The following is an 18,816-nucleotide window of genomic DNA, read 5'->3' as shown; positions in this document are numbered from 1 at the left end:
ATGCTGCATTAAAAATAGTTTGAAAAATTGAGGAGTCTTGCTGAGTGTTCAATCGTATTGCAATGACCGTATTATGTGTCGCAAGTTTATCTGGATGTGCAAGTTTCATTTCGGGTGGAACAGGGACAGCTGCTGTAGGAACAGAAAGTGGTGCGCGTTCATTAGGACAAGTTTTCATCGACTCTTCAATTGAGCGTACTGCAAAAATTAATTTATATAAATTGGATAGCCGTTTTAAACAGTCACGTGTCAATATTGAAAGTTTTCACGGCAATGTACTATTAACAGGACAAGTTCCTGATCAGCATTTACGTCAACTCGCAGAAGATAATGTCCGTGCGATGTCGGATGTAAAAACGGTACATAATTATATTACTGTTGGAGACCAGATCAGTTACGGTACGATCATGCAAGATACATCTGTGACGGCTAATACCCGTGGTTTGATTATGAAAGCAGCGGTGGTTTCTGATGCAAAAGTACGGATTCACACAGAAGATGGCGTGTTGTATGTGATGGGGCGTTTAAATACTGCTGAAATTGCGGACTTAAACCAAGTATTACAACAAGTGGGTAACGTCACTAAAATTATTACCTTAGTTGATAACATTGAACAACAATCACAAACGAGCAATGCATTTGCATCACCTATGATGAATGCTGTACCTACAGAACAAACACCTGTAGCGATAGACCCAGACCAAGTTGAGCCAAGTAATGTTCAATAAACTTCAGCCTTTTATTAAAGGACTGAATCGTTCGGTAGAGTATGCAAGATTACTGTACCGTGATTTTCGTATTTATGATGTCGGTAGTTATGCCCTAAACCGTTTAACGCCGCGTAAAGGCTATTTCGTTCAAGAAAATGTAGCTTATGGTTTGCGTGCGCGACATCGTTTGGATTTGTTCCGCACACAAACGCCACGTGAGCATCGTCCACTAATTGTTTTTGTGCATGGTGGTGCGTGGATGCATGGTGATAAGAAAGACTATCGCTTCATTGGTGAGGCTTTTGCCAAAGAAGGTTTTGATGTGGCAGTGATTAATTATCATTTGGCACCTGAGCATATCTTTCCGACCTCAATTGATGACTTGAGTTTGGCTTTAAACTTTTTAAATGTGCATCAACAAAAGTATCAGATTTCGACTGAAAAAGTTGTATTGATGGGGCATTCCGCAGGTGCATTTAATGTGATGTCGGCGCTTTATCATCCTAAGCCTTATGAGATCCAGTGCCGAAGTCAAATTACCGCCATTATTGGTTTGGCAGGGCCTTATCATTTTGACTATAAAGGCGATCCAATTTGTGCAGATGCTTTTGATCAAAACAAGCCTTATCAAGAAGTCATGCCGTATTATTTTGTTGAGTCGAATACGGTGAAACATTATCTGCTGGTTGCAGAAAATGATGACATTGTTGGCTTAAGCAATGCTGTTGACTTGGATCGTAGATTGAAAGAAAAGGGTAATTACAGTCAACTTTGGACCGTACCACGTATGGGACATATCTCGATGATTGGTTCAGTCTCAAGTTTATTTAGTCGTTACTTTAGTACCAAGCAAAAAATCATGCAGGCGTTAGAGGATGCACTTAAGCATTAATTGGGTCGTAACTTATCATGGAACAGTGAGTGAGCTTATAGCCACTCACGTGTGTCATCGGCCACAATAGTCCCTTGAGTCGCATGCATAATCATCGCATGCGCGATACTGCCTTTAAAAGGAATTTCAGGGAGTTGATCAAACTTAAAGAATTGTGCATCACTGATTTCTTCTTCTTGTAAACATAGTTCACCCGAGGCATATTCAGCTTTAAATGCAACCATTAAATTACTCGGGAAAGGCCAAGGCTGGCTTGCCAAGTATTGAATATTTTGCACTTGAATCCCGACTTCTTCCAATGTTTCGCGACGTACAGCTTCTTCTAAAGTTTCACCGACCTCAACAAAACCTGCAATCAAACCATACATGTTGCTGCGTGTGTTGCGTGCATTTTTAGCCAATAGGATTTCATTTTCTCCCCGAGTGATGACTGTAATCACACACGGTTGTACACGTGGGTACTGATGATAACCACAAGCAGGGCAAATCATGGCGTATTCGGTTGCATGTGTTTGAGTGGCATGACCACAGTGGCTACAGTACTTATGATTACGGCGCCATTCTAGTAGTTGGATTGCGCGGCTGGCTTGCTCAAATTGCTCAGTACTCCAAAGTGGAAGTAACTGACGAATTGGAATTAACTGCAAGCCTTCGGGAATAGGCTCATTTTCTAATAAATCTCGGGCAATCACCTGATCACCCGAGTGAAAACTTAAATCACTTGCTAACTTTTCTACACGGGGCAATTGGAAGTTATGGTCAACCAATAATTGTTGTTGATGAAAAATATATGCAAGTGATAATTCTGACATTAGGCAACAGTCTTTAAGTTTTGGCTACTGGCTAATGCTACATCAAACATGCTGTGTAATACAGGTTGTTTACTCTTTAAATTCTCAATCAGCATATCGGCACTTGCGAGTGCATCAAGCACATGATTCACTTGCGCTGCCGTCAGAGCCGTTTCTGCATCTAGCTGTTGTTGAACAAATGCTGCTGCAATATTCAGTGCTGTTTGACCATGTTCTGCACCCAAGAACAACATTGCACCAGCTACTTCACGTAACTGGGCAGAGGTATTCTCAAGCACGATTAAGTTTTGTTCTTGTTGGTATTGCGTCAATGCTTGACTGCTTAAATCAATGGATACTTTTGCTTCTGTGAGCAAAGCTGCATGTGCTTCGTCTAAACGGTCTAGCGAGATATTCATGTTATTCACACGAAGCTGCAAGCGGCTTGATGTATGGTGACGCTCTAGTACGCCAATCGAGTTCATTGCTGACAGAATGACATTCATGAGTTGTTGTGCAAAGTTTTCATCTTTAAGCATATCAGTTTGACTGAGAGATGCTGCCTGACGGTTTAAGTCATTATGTGCTTCGTTTAAATTTAACACTTTGAAAATATTGGCAAGATCGACCAGCTTCGCTTGAAGCTCTTGAGTCTTTTCTGGCGTCATGTTTTGGTAGTTGTACTCAATATCATTACGGATTTGTGACATTTCAGCGGTGACCAAATCACTAATCGTATGCATTGTTTCAAAATCAGGGCCATATAAGTGGCGGCTGAAAACTTGTAGTTGAGTATCAGTCAGTAGGTCATCGCCAATGTTGAGTTGACTCCGAATTTGCTGAGATACTTCATCTTCTTGGCTAATACAAAGGCTGAGAATATTAGCAAGATCTGTTAAGTCTGCTTTGAAGCTTTCAGGGGCTGCAAAGAATTGCGCCATATTACGTTCAATACTGACTAGGGTGCGTAAGCGGGGTTCATTGATGATGAGCTGATCAATTTGATTGAGTGCAACATAGACCAAGTTCCAATACTGTTTACTTGGTGTTTGTTCAGATAGCCCCGCTAAATAGGTTCCAACCAATTTTATAGCTTGTAAGTCCAACTCACTCTCTTCTTGCTTCAGCATTTTGCTTAGAGAAAGCTTATACAAGCGGTGAACGTATTGTGATTTTTCAAGACTTGGTGCTTGGGGTAAATGAAAATCAGGAGTGATGCAATCTAATAGCGACTCGATATGTTGACCTTCTTGGGTCAAAGGTTTACCTAAAGCTAGTTCCAGTCGGTTTAATGTATCGAGTAAAAACTGTGGGATTTTGACTTCTCTTAAGCAGATGAATTCAATGTAGCGCTTTAGCATCGTTGTGCCTTCACTCAGCGCAATGACATCTTGAGTATTAATTTGTGCAGGATTCCCCATGATCTTGCGCATTAACTCAGCAGAGTATTCAGCAATTTTTGCCAAGCTTGGCATATCAATCAATGCAAGGACTTGAGCACACTGCTCAAATTGGTTTAATGCATCGTCAATTCCAAATGGTAAAGTCTGATCTTCTGCTAAGGTGCTCACAGCTGATTCAACCAGTTTAATGGAATTATCCACTTCATTTTTTATTATCAGCAGCGCTGTTGGATCAAAATGAATAGAGGTTTGGTAAGACATTGATCTGCACCTATCCTAGTGTTTTATCGTGTTTATATGCTGCCAAATAGAGGCATAGCAACTTGTTTATCACTATAGCCTAACTGAAAAATCTTGTAATACAAAAGTTAACAAAAACTTTAGATTTTATTTGGCGAAAAGGCAAGGTGTGCCATGTTTTTCTTGGTATTGTTTGACCCAAGTCTCATGTGCTTCTAGTTCCTCGGTCGAGGGTAAAATCACTGGGAGTTCAATTTCAAGTGTTTGACGTGTTGCTTGGCTATTTTGTTGTTCGCTATGTGATAGGGCGTCCATATCAAAAGAAACCTGACCACCCGTCATAGCTAAGTAAACATCAGCAAGGATTTCAGCATCGAGTAAGGCGCCGTGGAATGTACGGTCACGCTGTGGAATTTCGTAACGGCGAACTAAGGCATCGAGTGAGTTTTTCTGTCCCGGATGCTTAGACTTTGCCATCGCGAGAGTATCTGTCACCGCACATACTTCAGAAAGCGCAACAAAACCTGCACGCTTGAACTCTGTATCTAAGAAGTTCATATCGAAAGTCGCGTTATGTGCAATGATCTCAGCACCTTTTAAATATGCAAACAAAGTATCTGCAATATCTTGGTACAGCGGTTTGTCTTTAAGAAAGTCATCTGAAATACCGTGGACATTTTCAGAGTCGCCCACAGGTTTTTGCGGATTGATATAAATATGAATTGAACTACCCGTAAGTTTGCGGTTGACCATTTCAATGGCACCGACTTCAATAATACGGTCGCCATCTTGATAATAAAAACCTGTGGTTTCGGTATCGAGAATGAGTTGTCTTGAACCAAAGACTTCAACCTTACGCGGGGTAATCACAATTTGCGGATGTTGATTGAGTTGTGTTAAATCGACACTTGCCGTAATTTCAGGCGTTTGATCAGTAGAAGGCTTCGTTGTCTCAAATTCTGGTTCAGCTACTGTACTTGGTACTTGTACTGGAACGTCTATTTCACTTTCGGCCAAATCTTCGCTGTCATCGGCTTCTTCGTCATCGAAACCCAAACCAAAAGGATCGTTTAACAACCAGTCGGGTTCAACTTTTTTTTTATCTACAGACGGTTCTGTTGTTGCAGTTTTAGACTGACGAAGTTGAGCCTGGGTTTGATCGGCACCGAGGTTTGCCAATTGATCTGCCATTTCATTGCCTTCGTGACCTGCATGACCTTTAACCCAATGCCAGTCGATATCACGCCCTTGACAGGCTGCATCGAGTTTTTGCCATAAGTCTGGATTTTTAACATCTTTCCAATTTTTCTTTTTCCAACCCGTAATCCACTCGGTAATGCCGCGTTTTACGTAGGTTGAATCCGTCCAAACAATCAACTTTGCGTCTGTTGGGCAAAAAAGGATACCCTCAATAGCGGCAGTGAGTTCCATGCGGTTATTGGTGGTATTATCTTCACCACCATACAGTTTATGTTCTTCAGTTTCTGTAATAATGTAGGCACCCCATCCCCCAAGACCTGGGTTTCCACGACAAGCACCATCGACATACAGGGTAATTGTTTGTGACATACACAACTTCCGTAAACTGAAAATTAAAACTAAGCGGGCACCATTGTATAACGCAAATGCACTAGAGAAGTGTATAAGATGCAGCTTTTTTAATTTCTTGTAACATTTATACTGATTTCGAGTTAAATTAACGCCTTGTGTCTGTGGCCTGCTTTACTACAATGGCAGATCTAAAAAATAAATTTTATACGAGTTGTTTGGATTCTCTTATGTATAAGTCAGCTGCCTTTTTTGGCCAACCGATGTTACCGACATTATTTAAAATTACAGTCCTCGGTTCAGCACTTGCGACACTCGGTTTGGTAGGCTGTTCCTCGACGCAAAGTGCAACTCAGGCATCGAAGTCCAAACAACTGGGTTCAGGTTATTTAGATGCAAACAGTTTAGATTCTTTAGAAGACCTCCTTTCTGCGACCGATATGCGCGCGGTGGAAGGGGATCGACTTTTGGTGTTAAAGCACGGTGACGTGTGGAAACGGATGACTGTGGGTTTTAAGATGAACAGTGATCACTGGAATCCACGTATTGATGCACAGCGCGGTTGGTTTATTTCACGTCAACCGTATTTGGATCGCTTAAGTGCGCGTGCTTCACGTTATTTGTATCATACTGTTAAAGAAGCTGAGCGTCGTGGTTTACCAACAGAGCTTGCTCTGCTACCTGTGATTGAAAGCTCGTATGATCCTGCTGCAACCAGTAGTGCTGCAGCTGCGGGCTTATGGCAATTTATTCCAAGTACTGGCCGTATTTATGGCTTAAAACAAAGTAGCCAGTACGATGGCCGACGTGATGTAGTTGAGTCAACGCGTGCTGCGTATGAATTCTTAGGAAGTTTATATAACCAGTTTGGTTCATGGGAACTTGCGCTAGCAGCTTATAATGCAGGTCCGGGCCGTATTCAACAAGCGATTAACCGCAATAAAGCGGCGGGTTTACCAACGGATTATTGGTCGTTAAAACTGCCTGAAGAAACCATGAACTATGTACCACGTTTCTTGGCAGTTGCGCAGATCATTAAAAATCCAAATGCCTATAACATTAATTTGCCGCCGATTGCGAACCGTCCGCACTTTAGAGAAGTCACTGTGGGCGCGGTGAGTTTAAATGAAGTTGCGTCGATTACAGGTTTAAGCCGAGCCGAATTGTATCAGTTAAACCCAGGACACCGTGGAGAGTGGATTGATAGTTCAAGTCCAATGCGAATTTTAATTCCTGCAGATTTGAGCCCTTCAGTTGATGCGCGTTTGAAGAAGTTACAAGGTGGCTCAGGCGGTTTATGGGCATCTGCCAATACTAAATTGCCTGAAAATAATCAAACAATCCAACCGAGCAAGGTTGAACCACCAACTTTAAACAGCAAAACTATTTCTCCATCGAAAAATACTCCACCAGTTTTGGCGACAACAACAACCAAAACTGAGCCGAAGTTAACGACATCCACTGTAACGTCATCTAGTGCCGCAAGTGTAAGTACCCCCGTACGCGGTTCTACGCCTAAAGGTTCGAGTGCACTAGCAGCCTTTGCTGCCAATAGCGATATTCCAAGTGCACCACGTATTCCTGTTGCTGTAACGCCTGTGACACCTGTAAAACCAGTATCAGTTGAACCCCCGATTTCTGCTGCGGAGCGTGAGCAGTTAACTGCAGCCATTCAGGCTGAAGGTCAAACTAAAACTGTTGATGAAGTCCTAAAACCTGTTGCGACCAAAGCAGAACAAGCTGAAGTGGTTGCTGAAATTCAAGCTTTAGCACCACAAGGGACAGAAATTGTCGATCCTTTAGATGGCAAAATTAAACTGACTGCAATTCAAACGAGTCAGTCTGTGGCTGAGCTACAAGGTAAAGAGTTGACTAAAGGCTTTGCATATCCAAAATCGGTGGCAGACAATACCAGTCTTGATTCGGACGAAGTGAAACGTAATCAAGGTAAAAACTTTGTTAAGACTGACTCTGAAATTGTAATTGTTCCGCCAAAAGGCAAACGTTCAACTTATACCGTACAACCGGGTGATACTTTAGCCGTAATTGCAGCTAAAAATGGGGTGAATTGGCGTGATGTAGCGAAATGGAATCAAATGGATGCCAATGCTACACTATATGTCGGAACCTCTATTTATTTATATGACGCAAAACCTCTGGTTGAAAAAGTCGAACCGCGTTCTGCTATAAAAACAGATTCTAAGCCTGATAGTTATACCGTTCGTGCCAATGATACTTTAACGGGTATTGCAGATGAATTTGGTTTAAGTCTTAAACAGTTGGCTGACTATAATGGTTTAAGTGTGAGCAGTGGCGTGCGTGTGGGACAAAAGCTTTCCTTAAAAGAAACAGCACAATCACGCGCAAAAGCTAACGATGAGAAAGCGACTAGCCAAACTAAAGTAGCAACTCAGTCTTATACTGTGAAACGTGGCGAATATCTGAAACTGATTGCAGACCGCTATGCGCTGTCAAACCAAGAATTGGCAGATTTAACACCAGGTTTAAATGCGGGCAGCAACTTGTTGGTGGGACAAAAAATTAATGTGCCTCTCAATGATGTTAAAAGCTTAGCGGCAAATAATACAAAAGCCTCTTCTGTTAAAATTGATAATGCTAAAGCTGCACCACAGTTCAAAGTTGAAAGTTATAAAGTGCAACGTGGTGATACGCTATATAGCATTGCCTCACAGTCGAAAATGAGCCTGTCAGAGCTTGCGGATTTAAACAACATTTCAAGCAATAGTGGTTTACAAGTCGGTCAAACAATCAAAATCCCTGCGGGTTCAACTGTGCCAGATACTTATACCGTTCAGTCGGGGGACTCATTAACTGCGATTGCTTCGAAATATAATTTGGGTATGGACTATATTGCTGACCTCAATAATATGAGTCGTACAGCGGGCTTACGTGCGGGTCAAAAACTCAAATTAACGGGTGAAGTATCTGCTGTTGAAATGCCGAAAACAGTCGAAAAACAAACGACTGCAAGTAATAACTCAACTGATATTCACGTGGTGAAATCGGGTGAAACCCTAAATAGTATTGCGCGTAAATATCACTTACAGCTTAACTATTTGGCTGAACTGAATAACTTAAGCCGTACGGCCAATGTTCGTGTCGGTCAGCGTTTAAAAATAGACGGTGATGTTGATCCGGCGCCAATTAAAACAGAAACAGTGACAGCAAAACCACAAGCAAATTCAGGTCGAGCAACTGAAAGCTATAAAGTGAAGTCAGGTGAATCGTTAAACTCAATTGCAAGTCGTGTTGGGATGTCGGTGTCAGAGCTTGCTGCTTTAAATAACCTCAGTGCACGTGCGGGCTTACAAGTTGGCCAAAGCATTCAAATCCCGAAACTGATTACGCAGTACACAGTGAAACGTGGTGATACCTTAATTGGACTGGCAAGCCGTTATGGGATGGACACTTCGCAATTGGCTGAGCTCAATGACATTAAGCCGAATACGCAGTTGCGCATTGGTGATGTAATTAAGGTGCCGAACTAATATTGAGTTGAAATGCAATTTCAGAGAAATCTCCGATGATGGTTAGAACAACGCTCTTGCTGTTCAGCCTTGTAACGATACCTTTAAAGGCATGGTCTGCAGTGCAGACCATGCCTTTTATTGCACCTTATGGTATGCCGAAATACAGCCAATTAGATCATCTGCCTTATGCCAATGTGCAGGCACCGAAGGGTGGCGAATTAACACGTGCAGTCATTGGGAGTTTTGATAACTTAAACAGCATGAATGGTCGCGGTACTGCGGTTGAGGGAACCAATTATTTATTTGATTCACTCATGAGTAGTTCGTTAGATGAGCCTGCAGTGATGTATCCATTGTTGGCAGAAAAGGTCAGCTATGACCCGAAAAATTTTAATGCGATCATTTTTCATTTAAACCCAAAAGCACGCTTTAGTGATGGTAGTGCTGTTACCGCAGCTGATGTAAAGTTCAGTTTTGATATCTTTCAAAGCAAGTCCAATTTTGGCTTACAGATGTATTTGTCGGATTTAGCCAAGACCGAAGTGTTGTCCAAATACAGCGTCAAAATGTATTTTAAAACACGAAATAATGTGGAAATGCCTTTGATTGTGGCTAGAATGCCAATTTATTCAAAAAAAGACTGGCAAGGCAAAGATTTCAGTAAAACTTCAGTCAAACCGATTTTAGGCTCAGGCCCTTATGTTTTAGAGAAAATCAATGCAGGGCAGCGGGTTGTTTATAAGCGTAATCCAAAGTATTGGGCCAGAGATTTAAAGGTCAACCAAGGGCGCTATAATTTTAACCGTGTAGGCTATGTGTATTATCGCAGCAAAGATATTGCTTTTACTGCATTTAAGGCGGGTTTATATACCTTGCATGAGGAAGAATCCGCACGACAATGGGTGACTGCCTATAACTTTCCCGCAGTGAAACAAGGTCTTATTAAAAAGTATCGTTTTAAGCATTTCAATCCGATACCGACGCAAAGTTTTGTGTTTAATACTCGTCGTCAGCCCTTTCAAGATATTTATTTTCGCCAAGCTTTAACTTATGCCTACGACTTTGAGTGGCAAAACAAAGCGATGTTCTATGGGCAATATCAACGTCTGCAAAGTTATTTTTCTAATAGCGAACTAGAGGCGAAGGGTCTGCCTTCGGCTGCTGAAATCAAAATTTTAAAACCTTATTTGACGAAATTGCATCCTGTGCAGCGAGACGGCGTTTTAAAAAATTGGCATTATTCAGCTTCAGATGGATCGGGCTATAATCGAAATAATTTGCTTATCGCACGACAGATTTTATTAAAAAATGGCTATAGATATAATGCCAAAGGGCAATTGTTGGATCAGAAAAATAAGCCGATCCAGTTTGAGTTTCTGATTCAGCCAAGTGATGCTGTGCGTGAAGTTGCGCCTTTTGTTCGCCATCTAAAGCGACTAGGAATACAGCTAAACATTCGACAGGTTGATACACCTCAGTATTATGAGCGGATGCGTACTCAAGCTTTTGATATGACCCTACAAACGATGCCGCAGTCTTTAACACCGGGCAAAGAACAGGTACAACTGTGGGGTAGTACTTCAGCCCATCAGGTGGGAAATTATAATTATTCAGGCATTCAAAATCCGGTGATTGATCAGATGATTCAACAGTTGATTCAAGCACCTGATCGTAAGCAAGTGGTGGTACAAACGCGTATTTTAGATCGCTTGCTGCGTGCAGGTTATTATCAAATACCAACCTATGGTAAAGCTGATCAATGGTATGCCTATTGGAATATGTATCAAAAACCGGCACGGAGCCCGCAGTTGAATGTCGGGTTGGATTATTGGTGGAGTGATGCTAAACAGACAAAAAAGGTGAGCCAGTATTTAGGTCAGGCAACCAAGCCATAAGCTGGCATAGGGGTTTTTGAGATGCGTATCTATATATTCAAAAGGCTGTTGCTGATTGTTCCGACCTTATTTTTGATTTTGTTGATCAATTTTGCTGTGATCCAAATTGCGCCTGGAGGGCCTGTTGAGCAAGCTATTCAGCAAGCGGAAGTCATGCAAACTTTGGGTAATCTGGGCGGTGCAGGTGCAGGTTCAAATGTCTATCAAGGCGCACAAGGACTTAGTGATGAAATGCTCGCAAAGATCAAAGCACATTATGGTTTTGATCAGCCCATGCATGTACGCTTTTTTGAAATGGTGAAAAATTATGCGCAACTGGACTTCGGCACCAGCTTTTTTAAAGACCAGCCCGTTACAGCACTGATTAAGGATAAATTACCTGTATCCGTGTCCTTGGGACTGTGGAGTGCCTTGTTAATTTATCTGATTTCCATTCCTTTGGGCATCAAAAAAGCTCGATTGCACGGTACGGTGTTTGATCAGTCTACATCGCTACTGCTGGCCGTGGCTTATGCGGTTCCTGCATTTATTTTTGCAATTCTTCTGATTGTATTTTTTGCAGGCGGTTCTTATTTTCAATGGTTCCCCTTACAAGGTTTGGTTTCGGAAAATTTTGCGGACTTGTCGCTATGGGGCAAAATTAAAGATTATTTTTGGCACATGGCTTTACCGCTGTTAGCCATGGTGATTGGTGGTTTTGCCACGGTGACTTATCTTACCAAGTATTCGTTTATGGAAGAGCTCAGCAAGCCTTACGTGTTAACGGCGCGTTCTAAAGGTCTGACCGAGTCTCAAGTGTTGTATGGTCATGTGTTTCGCAATGCAATATTGATTGTGGTAGCAGGTTTACCTGAAGCTTTAATCGCTTACTTTTTTGTAGGTAATTTATTTATCGAGATCATTTTTAATCTGGATGGTTTAGGTTTATTGGGCTTTGAGGCGATTGTGCAACGCGACTATCCTGTGATCTTTGGCACCTTGTTCATTTTTACTTTGTTGGGCTTGCTGCTGCGTCTGATTGGCGATGTGTTGTATCAGTGGATTGATCCGCGAATACATTTTGATTCGCAAGGGAGAGGCTGATGTCACCCATTTTACAGGCAGGTTTCAAACGATTTAAGCAAAATAAGCTCGGGCTCAGTTGTTGTATTTTATTTCTTTGTGTTTTTGTACTGTCCTTAGCCGCAGAGCTGATCGCGAATGATAAACCGTTGTTGGTGAAGTATGATCATGCTTTGTATTTCCCTGTATTGAAACACTATCCTGAAACGACTTTTGGCGGTGTTTTTGAGACTGAAACTGAATATAAAGATCCAGTGGTCCAACAGCTGATTCAAGCAAAAGGTTGGGCCATGTGGCCGTTGATTCAATATTCATATCAAACTCCCAATGTAGATTTAACTGTCCCAGTACCATCACCACCCACGGCGCAAAATTGGCTCGGGACAGATGACCAAGGTCGTGATGTTCTGACGCGTGTATTGTATGGTTTACGTGTCTCATTGCTGTTCGGTTTTATTTTGACTTTCAGTTCAGCTGTATTGGGCATTGTGATTGGGGCAATACAAGGTTATTACGGTGGTTGGGTCGATTTAATTGGGCAGCGCATTTTAGAAGTCTGGGGTGGGCTACCCATGCTGTTCATGGTGATGATTCTAGTCAGTATGTTCAGCCCCAATATCTACTGGCTGTTTTTCATCATGCTGTTATTCAGTTGGACGATTTTGGCTCCATTGGTACGTGCTGAGTTTTTAAGAGCGCGCCAGTTGGATTATGTTCGTGCAGCACGGAGTTTAGGTGTCACCAACCGAGCTATTATCTTTCGGCATATTTTACCCAATGCCATCAGCTCTAGCTTGTCACAACTCCCTTTTATCTTAACTGCCAATATTACTGCGTTAACAGCACTGGATTTCTTGGGGTATGGCCTACCACCTGATGCGGCATCACTGGGCGAGCTTTTGTTACAAGGGAAGAATAATTTAAATGCACCGTGGTTAGCACTGTCTGGCTTTTTCAGCTTGGCCATTGTGCTTGCGTTGCTGATGTATATCGGGGAGGCTTTGCGCGATGCATTTGACCCTAGACGCCAATAGTACAGCACCGATACTTAAAGTGAATGCACTGAGTATTCAAAGTGCAGAGCGGGTATTGGTCGAACAGCTCAGTTTTGAACTGCGTGCTGGGCAGACTTTAGCACTGGTTGGAGAGAGCGGTTCAGGAAAATCAATCAGCGCTTTAGCCTTGATGGGGTTATTGCCGAAAATATTGCAAGTGCAAGGCTCAGTACTGTTAGATGGAAAAAATCTCTTAGCGCTGAACGATGCACAATTTAGGCCGATTCGTGGGCAAAAAATCACGATGGTTTTTCAAGAGCCGATGACCGCCTTGAATTCTTTACATCGGGTGGAAAAGATCATTGCTGAGACTCTTTGGTTACAGGGGTGGTCGAAAATACAAGCTCGGCAGCGTGTAATTGCCTTGCTAGAGGATGTGGGTATTGCAAATCCTGAAAGTGTGTTGCAACGTTTTCCTTATGAGTTGTCTGGTGGACAGCGCCAACGGGTCATGATTGCCATGGCGCTGGTGCAAGAGCCTGATATTTTGATTGCTGATGAACCCACCACAGCACTAGATGTCATGTTACAAGTTCAAATTTTAGACTTGCTCAAGTCTTTACAACAGCGTCATAACATGGCCATGATTTTGATTAGCCATGACCTTAACTTGGTGAAACATTATGCTGATGATGTTGTGGTCATCCATCAGGGCAAGGTCGTAGAGCAAGGGGCGGTTACGCAGATTTTTGAGCAATCGCAGTCTCCTTATACTCAAAACTTAATCAATCATTCTTTTGGTCAAGCCATTAGCGTACAAGATGCAGCACCTTTACTCAGCTTAAAACAACTTGAGGTCAAATTTCCGATTAAAAAAGGCTGGTTGAATCGCACGACGCAGTATCGTGCTGCGGTTGAAGCTTTGGACTTGAGCTTTGCTCAAGGGCATTCATTGGGCGTAGTGGGGGAAAGTGGTGCAGGCAAAAGTTCTTTGGCACTGGCTGTAGCAAGGTTGATTGAAAGTCGAGGACAGATCCAGTTTGGAGGACATGATTTAAACCAACTTTCGCAAAAAGCATTACGTCCATTTCGCGGTGATTTTCAAATCGTGTTTCAAGACCCGTTTGCAAGTTTAAATCCACGTATGAGTGTTGAGCAAATTATCATGGAAGGTCTGACCTTAAAACCTTTGTCCTTGTTCGAGAGGACACAGCGTGTTGAGAATGTCTTATCTCAGGTGGAGTTACCAGTCACATTTAAAAGCTATTATCCACATGAGCTATCTGGCGGACAGAGGCAACGTGTGGCTTTGGCGAGAGCCTTGGTACTTCAACCAAAACTATTGATTTTAGATGAGCCAACCTCGGCTTTAGACCGAAATACGCAACGTTCGATCGTGGCTTTATTACGCCGTCTACAACAGGAGCAGGGCATCAGCTATTTGTTTATTAGTCATGACTTACAAGTGGTACGAGCACTTTGCCAACACGTTTTGGTCTTGCGACATGCCAGAGTTGTGGAGTTACAAGCCACTGAACAACTTTTTAAGCAACCGCAGTCTGACTATACACGCCGACTGATTCAAGCCAGTCAGTATCAGTAAAATTATTTTAGTAAATAAAAGGTTGGAGAATTTGACAAAATGAATTGTCAAATTTTCTTGACTGTAGCCAAAAAACACATAGAGTAAAAACACTAAAAAATATTAAAGGATGAATTTTCATGAGCCAGCTTGCAAGCGCAATCGACATTGGCCAGGTCCATTTTAAAAATAAGATGATTAAAGGGGCGATGAGTGAAGCACTGGCCAATCATGCAGGTCAGCCGAATCATTTGCACTTGGGCTTGTATGAGGCTTGGGCAAAGGGTGGCCTAGGCTGTGCCATTACAGGTAATGTGATGGTGGACTTCCGAGCTAAAAATGAGCCGGGTGTGGTGGTGATTGAAACCGAACGTGACTTAGAATCATTAAAACAATGGGCTGCGATTGGTAAAAAACATGGCATGGTGCAATTGGTGCAGTTGTCACATCCGGGACGTCAATGTCCAAAGGGTTTAAATAAGGAGACGGTTGCACCTTCAGCAGTTCCGTTTAGCCCTGCTTTAGCAATGAGCTTTGGAACGCCGCGAGCGCTTCGCGAAGATGAAATCCTCGATATTATCCAGCGCTTTGCAACTTCAGCTGCAATCTGTGAAAAAGCAGGCTTTGAAGGAGTGCAATTACATGGCGCACATGGCTATCTGATTAGTCAGTTTTTATCACCTTTGACCAATAAACGCCAAGATCAATGGGGTGATTCTGCTGAAAACCGCATGCGTTTTTTATTGGAAATTTATAAAGCGGTACGTGCAGCGACTTCGGATCAGTTTATTATTTCGGTCAAACTTAATTCAGCAGATTTTCAGCGTGGTGGAATCTCGGAAGAAGATGTCATTGCTACATTTAAAGCTATTGATGCGGCTGGGATTGATTTGATTGAAATTTCAGGTGGTAGCTATGAAGCACCTGCGATGGCAGGAGTGAAGCAAGAAAAACGTAAAGCGTCGACCATTGCACGTGAGGCTTACTTTTTAGAATTTGCTGAAAAAATTCGTAAACATGTCCAGTGTAAGTTGATGGTGACAGGTGGTTTTCGCACTGTGGCTGGTATGAATGCAGCCTTAGAAAGTGGTGCGTGTGATTTTATTGGGATGGCACGCCCGTTTGCGGTAGAACCCGATGTGACCAACCGTTTAATTGCAGGGCAAGATGTGCGTTATGCAGTCGATAAGATTAAAACGGGTATTTCGATGATTGATAAAATGGCGATTATGGAAGTGATCTGGTACGCCGCGCAATTTAAGGATATCGCAGAAGGCAAACAACCAAATCCGAAACTGTCACCGCTCAAAGTGTTTTTTAATTATTTAAAAGGCAATGTGAAAGCCGTGATTAAAGGGCAAGTTAACTCTAGAAAGTCTGCCTAAGTAGAACTTACTGCGTGATAGACCAATAGTCTTCAAAATAGGAAGCAGACCATTGCCCGCGTGCCATTGCAGCATTGAAGGCAGGTCTGCTTCGTATTTGGGTGAAATAGTGTTGAATGGCCTGATACTGAGCAAACTGCGGTGTGGCATAACTGGCTGCATAGAGTGGAAACCACATTAGTATATCCGCATAACTAAACACATCGCCTGCAAAGTATGAATGCGTGCTTAAGTGAGTATCAATTTGTTTAAGTTGTCGATGTAGCTCAGGGTTTAAATAAGCGCGATTGAAGGCGCCTTGAAAGGCTAAACTCACAAAACGTACAACTAAAGGTGTTTGTTGTTTAATGTGTTGGAAGACCTGTTTCAATGCCAAGTTGGGCATGAGACTGGCATCGCTATAACGGCTATAAAAACAGAAGTTCCAATACTGTGTATGGTCATGTTGAATAATCAACTTCTGCTGTAGTTGGCATAAGTATTCTGCGATGGCACTGCTTTCAGTCAATCGTACAGTCTGAGCATCTTGTGGAATGTCGAGCGTCGGAAATTTCAGATTGGTTTGTTTAGCTTGTGCTGTATCATAAAGTTTGAGTTCATAAGACAGCTCAAGTTCCTCAAGTAGCCAAAGAATACGCTGTGAACGTGAGTTTTGAAGATGATGTAAGATCATAAATATTTTATAGTTTTAAAAATGATAGGTCGTATCTATAAAAAGAAGAATAAAGGAAAACTAGGATGAAAAATAGCAATGTTGTGATTTTAAGTGCTGTTTTACTTTGGGCAAGTCCTCAACTGCTATGGGCGAATACATCCTATCAAACGGGCGATATTATTTTTCACGTCTCGAAGTCTCAACAAAGTTTAGGGATACAAAAAGCGACCAAATCTCGTTATAGCCATATGGGTTTAATGGTGAATAAAAATGGAAAAGCATGGGTTTTAGAGGCAGTTCAGCCTGTGAAATATACGGCACTTCAGCAGTGGATTGATTGCGGGGTTGAGCGACATTATGTGGTGAAGCGCTTTAAATCAAATTTGACTGTTCAGCAAAAGCAGAAGCTAATCAAGAACGCAGAACAATACTTAGGTCAGCCTTATGATCTTTATTTTGAGTGGGACAATCGTGCGCTATATTGCTCAGAAATAGTCTGGAAAGCTTATCATGATGCTTTAGGCATTGAGTTGGCTCCGTTATCCAAACTCAAGCAATTTGATTTAAGTTCGTCTGAAGTCAAGCAACTCATGCAACAGAGATATGGGCAAAACATTCCCTTGAATGAAACTGTGATTGCACCACAGACTATTTTTGCCTCGACAGCTTTAGTTGAAGTTGATCGTAAATAGACAGGCAATAAAAAAGCCCAAGTCATAATGCTTGGGCTTTTTTATGAGATGACTTTAGAAAAAATCAATCTCAAATATGGCGTCCCTACGGGGATTCGAACCCCGGTTACCGCCGTGAAAGGGCGATGTCCTAGGCCTCTAGACGATAGGGACAGTACAGAAGTGATGTTTTAAAACCGATTACTTTTGATCTTAAGTAATGGCGTCCCTACGGGGATTCGAACCCCGGTTACCGCCGTGAAAGGGCGATGTCCTAGGCCTCTAGACGATAGGGACTGAATAAAACTTTACTTCTGAAATTGGCGTCCCTACGGGGATTCGAACCCCGGTTACCGCCGTGAAAGGGCGATGTCCTAGGCCTCTAGACGATAGGGACGTTTCAGAGGTGGGCGTATATTAGGGCGAAAACAGAGGGGTGTCAAACGCTTTTCTCTAAATAATTCCAGTTTTAAGTGTTGAGTGCATAAAATTAAAACAATAGAGATAAAGTGATTAAAAACTATATGATTTAAGTCGATTTTTTAAGCAGATCGGTGAGGCTATTTATAAACCTAGGATGTTGTAAATAACCCTCAATCAGATGAGGGTGAGCAAGATCGGTGGTGATTTGTTGATTAATAATGGCGGGATTAAATGCAAATGGTTTTTGATAGAGAGGAAATGCGCTTAGAAAATCAATGTCTGAATAAAAATTGATCCAGTCGCCATATAAAGCCACAGGTCGTTGAATGGGTTGTTGTAAATGACACTGTATGACCCGAAAAGCAAGGGGTGAAGCTAAACTAATAAACGCTTGAATGTGGAGTTCAGGGTGTTGAATTAAATAATTATAGGCAATCACGCTGCCTAGAGAGTGGCCAATCACAATCTTAGCTTTCGTACCATGTAACTGCTCATGCAGACGTGTATGCACTGTGTGGATGAAGTGTGGATTGGATAAATATAGATAAGCTTCAATTAAAAAGCGATGAATAAAGCTGCTATGTAGCTTTGGAAAGTGATTCATTAAGCTTCCTAAATCACGAAATGCAATATCCTTACTCAATAGGCTGATGTACTTAATTTTATGATTGAATGAGAGTTCATCAGAAATGGTGAGCTGAGGGTTTTGAGAAATTTCAGTCTGATGTTCGATATTGAGTGTAGCGGTGTGTGTTAGGTGAATAGGATGTAAAAAAGAAAAAGGAGACCAGTGTTGCGGTATGAGGGTGCTGGCATTGAGGGTGTTTTCTAAATGCTGACGTGTTAGAAGGTCTCCGTAAAAGGCCAGCCGACTGTGTCGCTGAATATAAAGAAAGTAATCTGCTTCTCCGCACGGTTCTAAGGCCTGTTTTAATATGATAAGCCAATGTTGAAGCAGGGTACGCGCAGTCTTATGCTGCTGATTCATCCCATGAATCCATACAATATTCATCGTGTATGCACCGATGATGTACTTGATATAAACAGTATAAAAAAAAGAGCGACCTCAGTCG

Annotated in this window: 14 protein-coding genes and 3 tRNA genes; 9 read left to right on the top strand and 8 right to left on the bottom strand. The window is 42.1% G+C overall.

What is annotated here, in order from left to right; genetic code table 11:
* Positions 1 to 44 precede the first annotated feature (44 nt).
* Positions 45 to 728: a BON domain-containing protein gene (locus B9T36_RS01360; RefSeq protein WP_086207796.1), complete on the top strand. Its 684-nt coding sequence runs from the start codon at positions 45 to 47 to the stop codon at positions 726 to 728.
* Positions 718 to 1,602, top strand: coding sequence for an alpha/beta hydrolase (locus B9T36_RS01355; RefSeq protein WP_086207795.1), 885 nt, complete (start codon positions 718 to 720; stop codon positions 1,600 to 1,602). Before B9T36_RS01360 ends, B9T36_RS01355 begins: the two co-directional genes overlap by 11 nt.
* 35 nt (positions 1,603 to 1,637) lie before the next feature.
* Here the strand turns inward: B9T36_RS01355 and nudC are convergent, their stop codons facing one another.
* The 3 genes from nudC to dnaQ form a co-directional block, all read right to left on the bottom strand.
* Positions 1,638 to 2,414, bottom strand: a complete 777-nt coding sequence (nudC, locus tag B9T36_RS01350; RefSeq protein ID WP_086207794.1) for an NAD(+) diphosphatase — start codon at positions 2,412 to 2,414, stop codon at positions 1,638 to 1,640.
* Entirely contained in the window at positions 2,414 to 4,057 is a 1,644-nt protein-coding gene (locus tag B9T36_RS01345) for a chemotaxis protein (RefSeq protein ID WP_086207793.1), read from the bottom strand. Before B9T36_RS01345 ends, nudC begins: the two co-directional genes overlap by 1 nt.
* Before the next feature lie 126 nt (positions 4,058 to 4,183).
* Complete coding sequence (gene dnaQ, locus B9T36_RS01340; RefSeq protein ID WP_086207792.1) at positions 4,184 to 5,605, bottom strand: DNA polymerase III subunit epsilon; 1,422 nt, start codon at positions 5,603 to 5,605, stop codon at positions 4,184 to 4,186.
* Between the two features lie 209 nt (positions 5,606 to 5,814).
* On the opposite strand from dnaQ, the gene B9T36_RS01335 reads away from it, so the two are divergent.
* From B9T36_RS01335 to B9T36_RS01310, 6 genes are all read left to right on the top strand, one after another.
* Positions 5,815 to 9,093: a LysM peptidoglycan-binding domain-containing protein gene (locus B9T36_RS01335; protein ID WP_086207791.1), complete on the top strand. Its 3,279-nt coding sequence runs from the start codon at positions 5,815 to 5,817 to the stop codon at positions 9,091 to 9,093.
* Between the two features lie 35 nt (positions 9,094 to 9,128).
* Positions 9,129 to 10,970, top strand: coding sequence for an extracellular solute-binding protein (locus B9T36_RS01330; protein WP_086207790.1), 1,842 nt, complete (start codon positions 9,129 to 9,131; stop codon positions 10,968 to 10,970).
* Between the two features lie 21 nt (positions 10,971 to 10,991).
* Complete coding sequence (locus B9T36_RS01325) at positions 10,992 to 12,053, top strand: microcin C ABC transporter permease YejB (protein ID WP_086207789.1); 1,062 nt, start codon at positions 10,992 to 10,994, stop codon at positions 12,051 to 12,053.
* A complete protein-coding gene (locus tag B9T36_RS01320; RefSeq protein ID WP_086207788.1) occupies positions 12,053 to 13,066 on the top strand; it encodes an ABC transporter permease in 1,014 nt (337 codons plus the stop codon). The genes B9T36_RS01325 and B9T36_RS01320 overlap by 1 nt, the downstream gene beginning before the upstream one ends.
* Positions 13,041 to 14,630 carry an ABC transporter ATP-binding protein gene (locus B9T36_RS01315; RefSeq protein ID WP_086207787.1) on the top strand — a complete coding sequence of 530 codons (1,590 nt, stop codon included), beginning with the start codon at positions 13,041 to 13,043 and terminating at the stop codon, positions 14,628 to 14,630. The genes B9T36_RS01320 and B9T36_RS01315 overlap by 26 nt, the downstream gene beginning before the upstream one ends.
* A 119-nt stretch (positions 14,631 to 14,749) precedes the next feature.
* On the top strand, positions 14,750 to 15,994 hold the full coding sequence (locus B9T36_RS01310; RefSeq protein WP_086207786.1) for an NADH:flavin oxidoreductase/NADH oxidase family protein: 1,245 nt from the start codon (positions 14,750 to 14,752) through the stop codon (positions 15,992 to 15,994).
* Between the two features lie 7 nt (positions 15,995 to 16,001).
* On the opposite strand, the gene B9T36_RS01305 is transcribed toward B9T36_RS01310, so the two are convergent.
* Positions 16,002 to 16,667: a glutathione binding-like protein gene (locus B9T36_RS01305; protein ID WP_086207785.1), complete on the bottom strand. Its 666-nt coding sequence runs from the start codon at positions 16,665 to 16,667 to the stop codon at positions 16,002 to 16,004.
* Positions 16,668 to 16,732: 65 nt separating this feature from the next.
* Between B9T36_RS01305 and B9T36_RS01300 the strand changes: the two genes are divergently transcribed.
* On the top strand, positions 16,733 to 17,341 hold the full coding sequence (locus B9T36_RS01300; RefSeq protein ID WP_086207784.1) for a YiiX family permuted papain-like enzyme: 609 nt from the start codon (positions 16,733 to 16,735) through the stop codon (positions 17,339 to 17,341).
* A gap of 77 nt (positions 17,342 to 17,418) precedes the next feature.
* On the opposite strand, the gene B9T36_RS01295 is transcribed toward B9T36_RS01300, so the two are convergent.
* The 4 genes from B9T36_RS01295 to B9T36_RS01280 form a co-directional block, all read right to left on the bottom strand.
* Positions 17,419 to 17,494, bottom strand: a tRNA-Glu gene (locus tag B9T36_RS01295).
* Between the two features lie 47 nt (positions 17,495 to 17,541).
* Positions 17,542 to 17,617, bottom strand: a tRNA-Glu gene (locus B9T36_RS01290).
* A gap of 24 nt (positions 17,618 to 17,641) precedes the next feature.
* Positions 17,642 to 17,717, bottom strand: a tRNA-Glu gene (locus B9T36_RS01285).
* A 132-nt stretch (positions 17,718 to 17,849) separates the two neighbouring features.
* Entirely contained in the window at positions 17,850 to 18,755 is a 906-nt protein-coding gene (locus tag B9T36_RS01280; RefSeq protein ID WP_086207783.1) for an alpha/beta fold hydrolase, read from the bottom strand.
* Positions 18,756 to 18,816 lie beyond the last annotated feature (61 nt).

Source organism: Acinetobacter sp. ANC 4204, assembly GCF_002135205.1.
In the GTDB taxonomy this organism is placed as follows: Bacteria; Pseudomonadota; Gammaproteobacteria; order Pseudomonadales; family Moraxellaceae; genus Acinetobacter.
The sequence above is the reverse complement of the archived record's forward strand: the minus strand, read 5'-3'. Positions and strand labels throughout refer to the sequence as shown.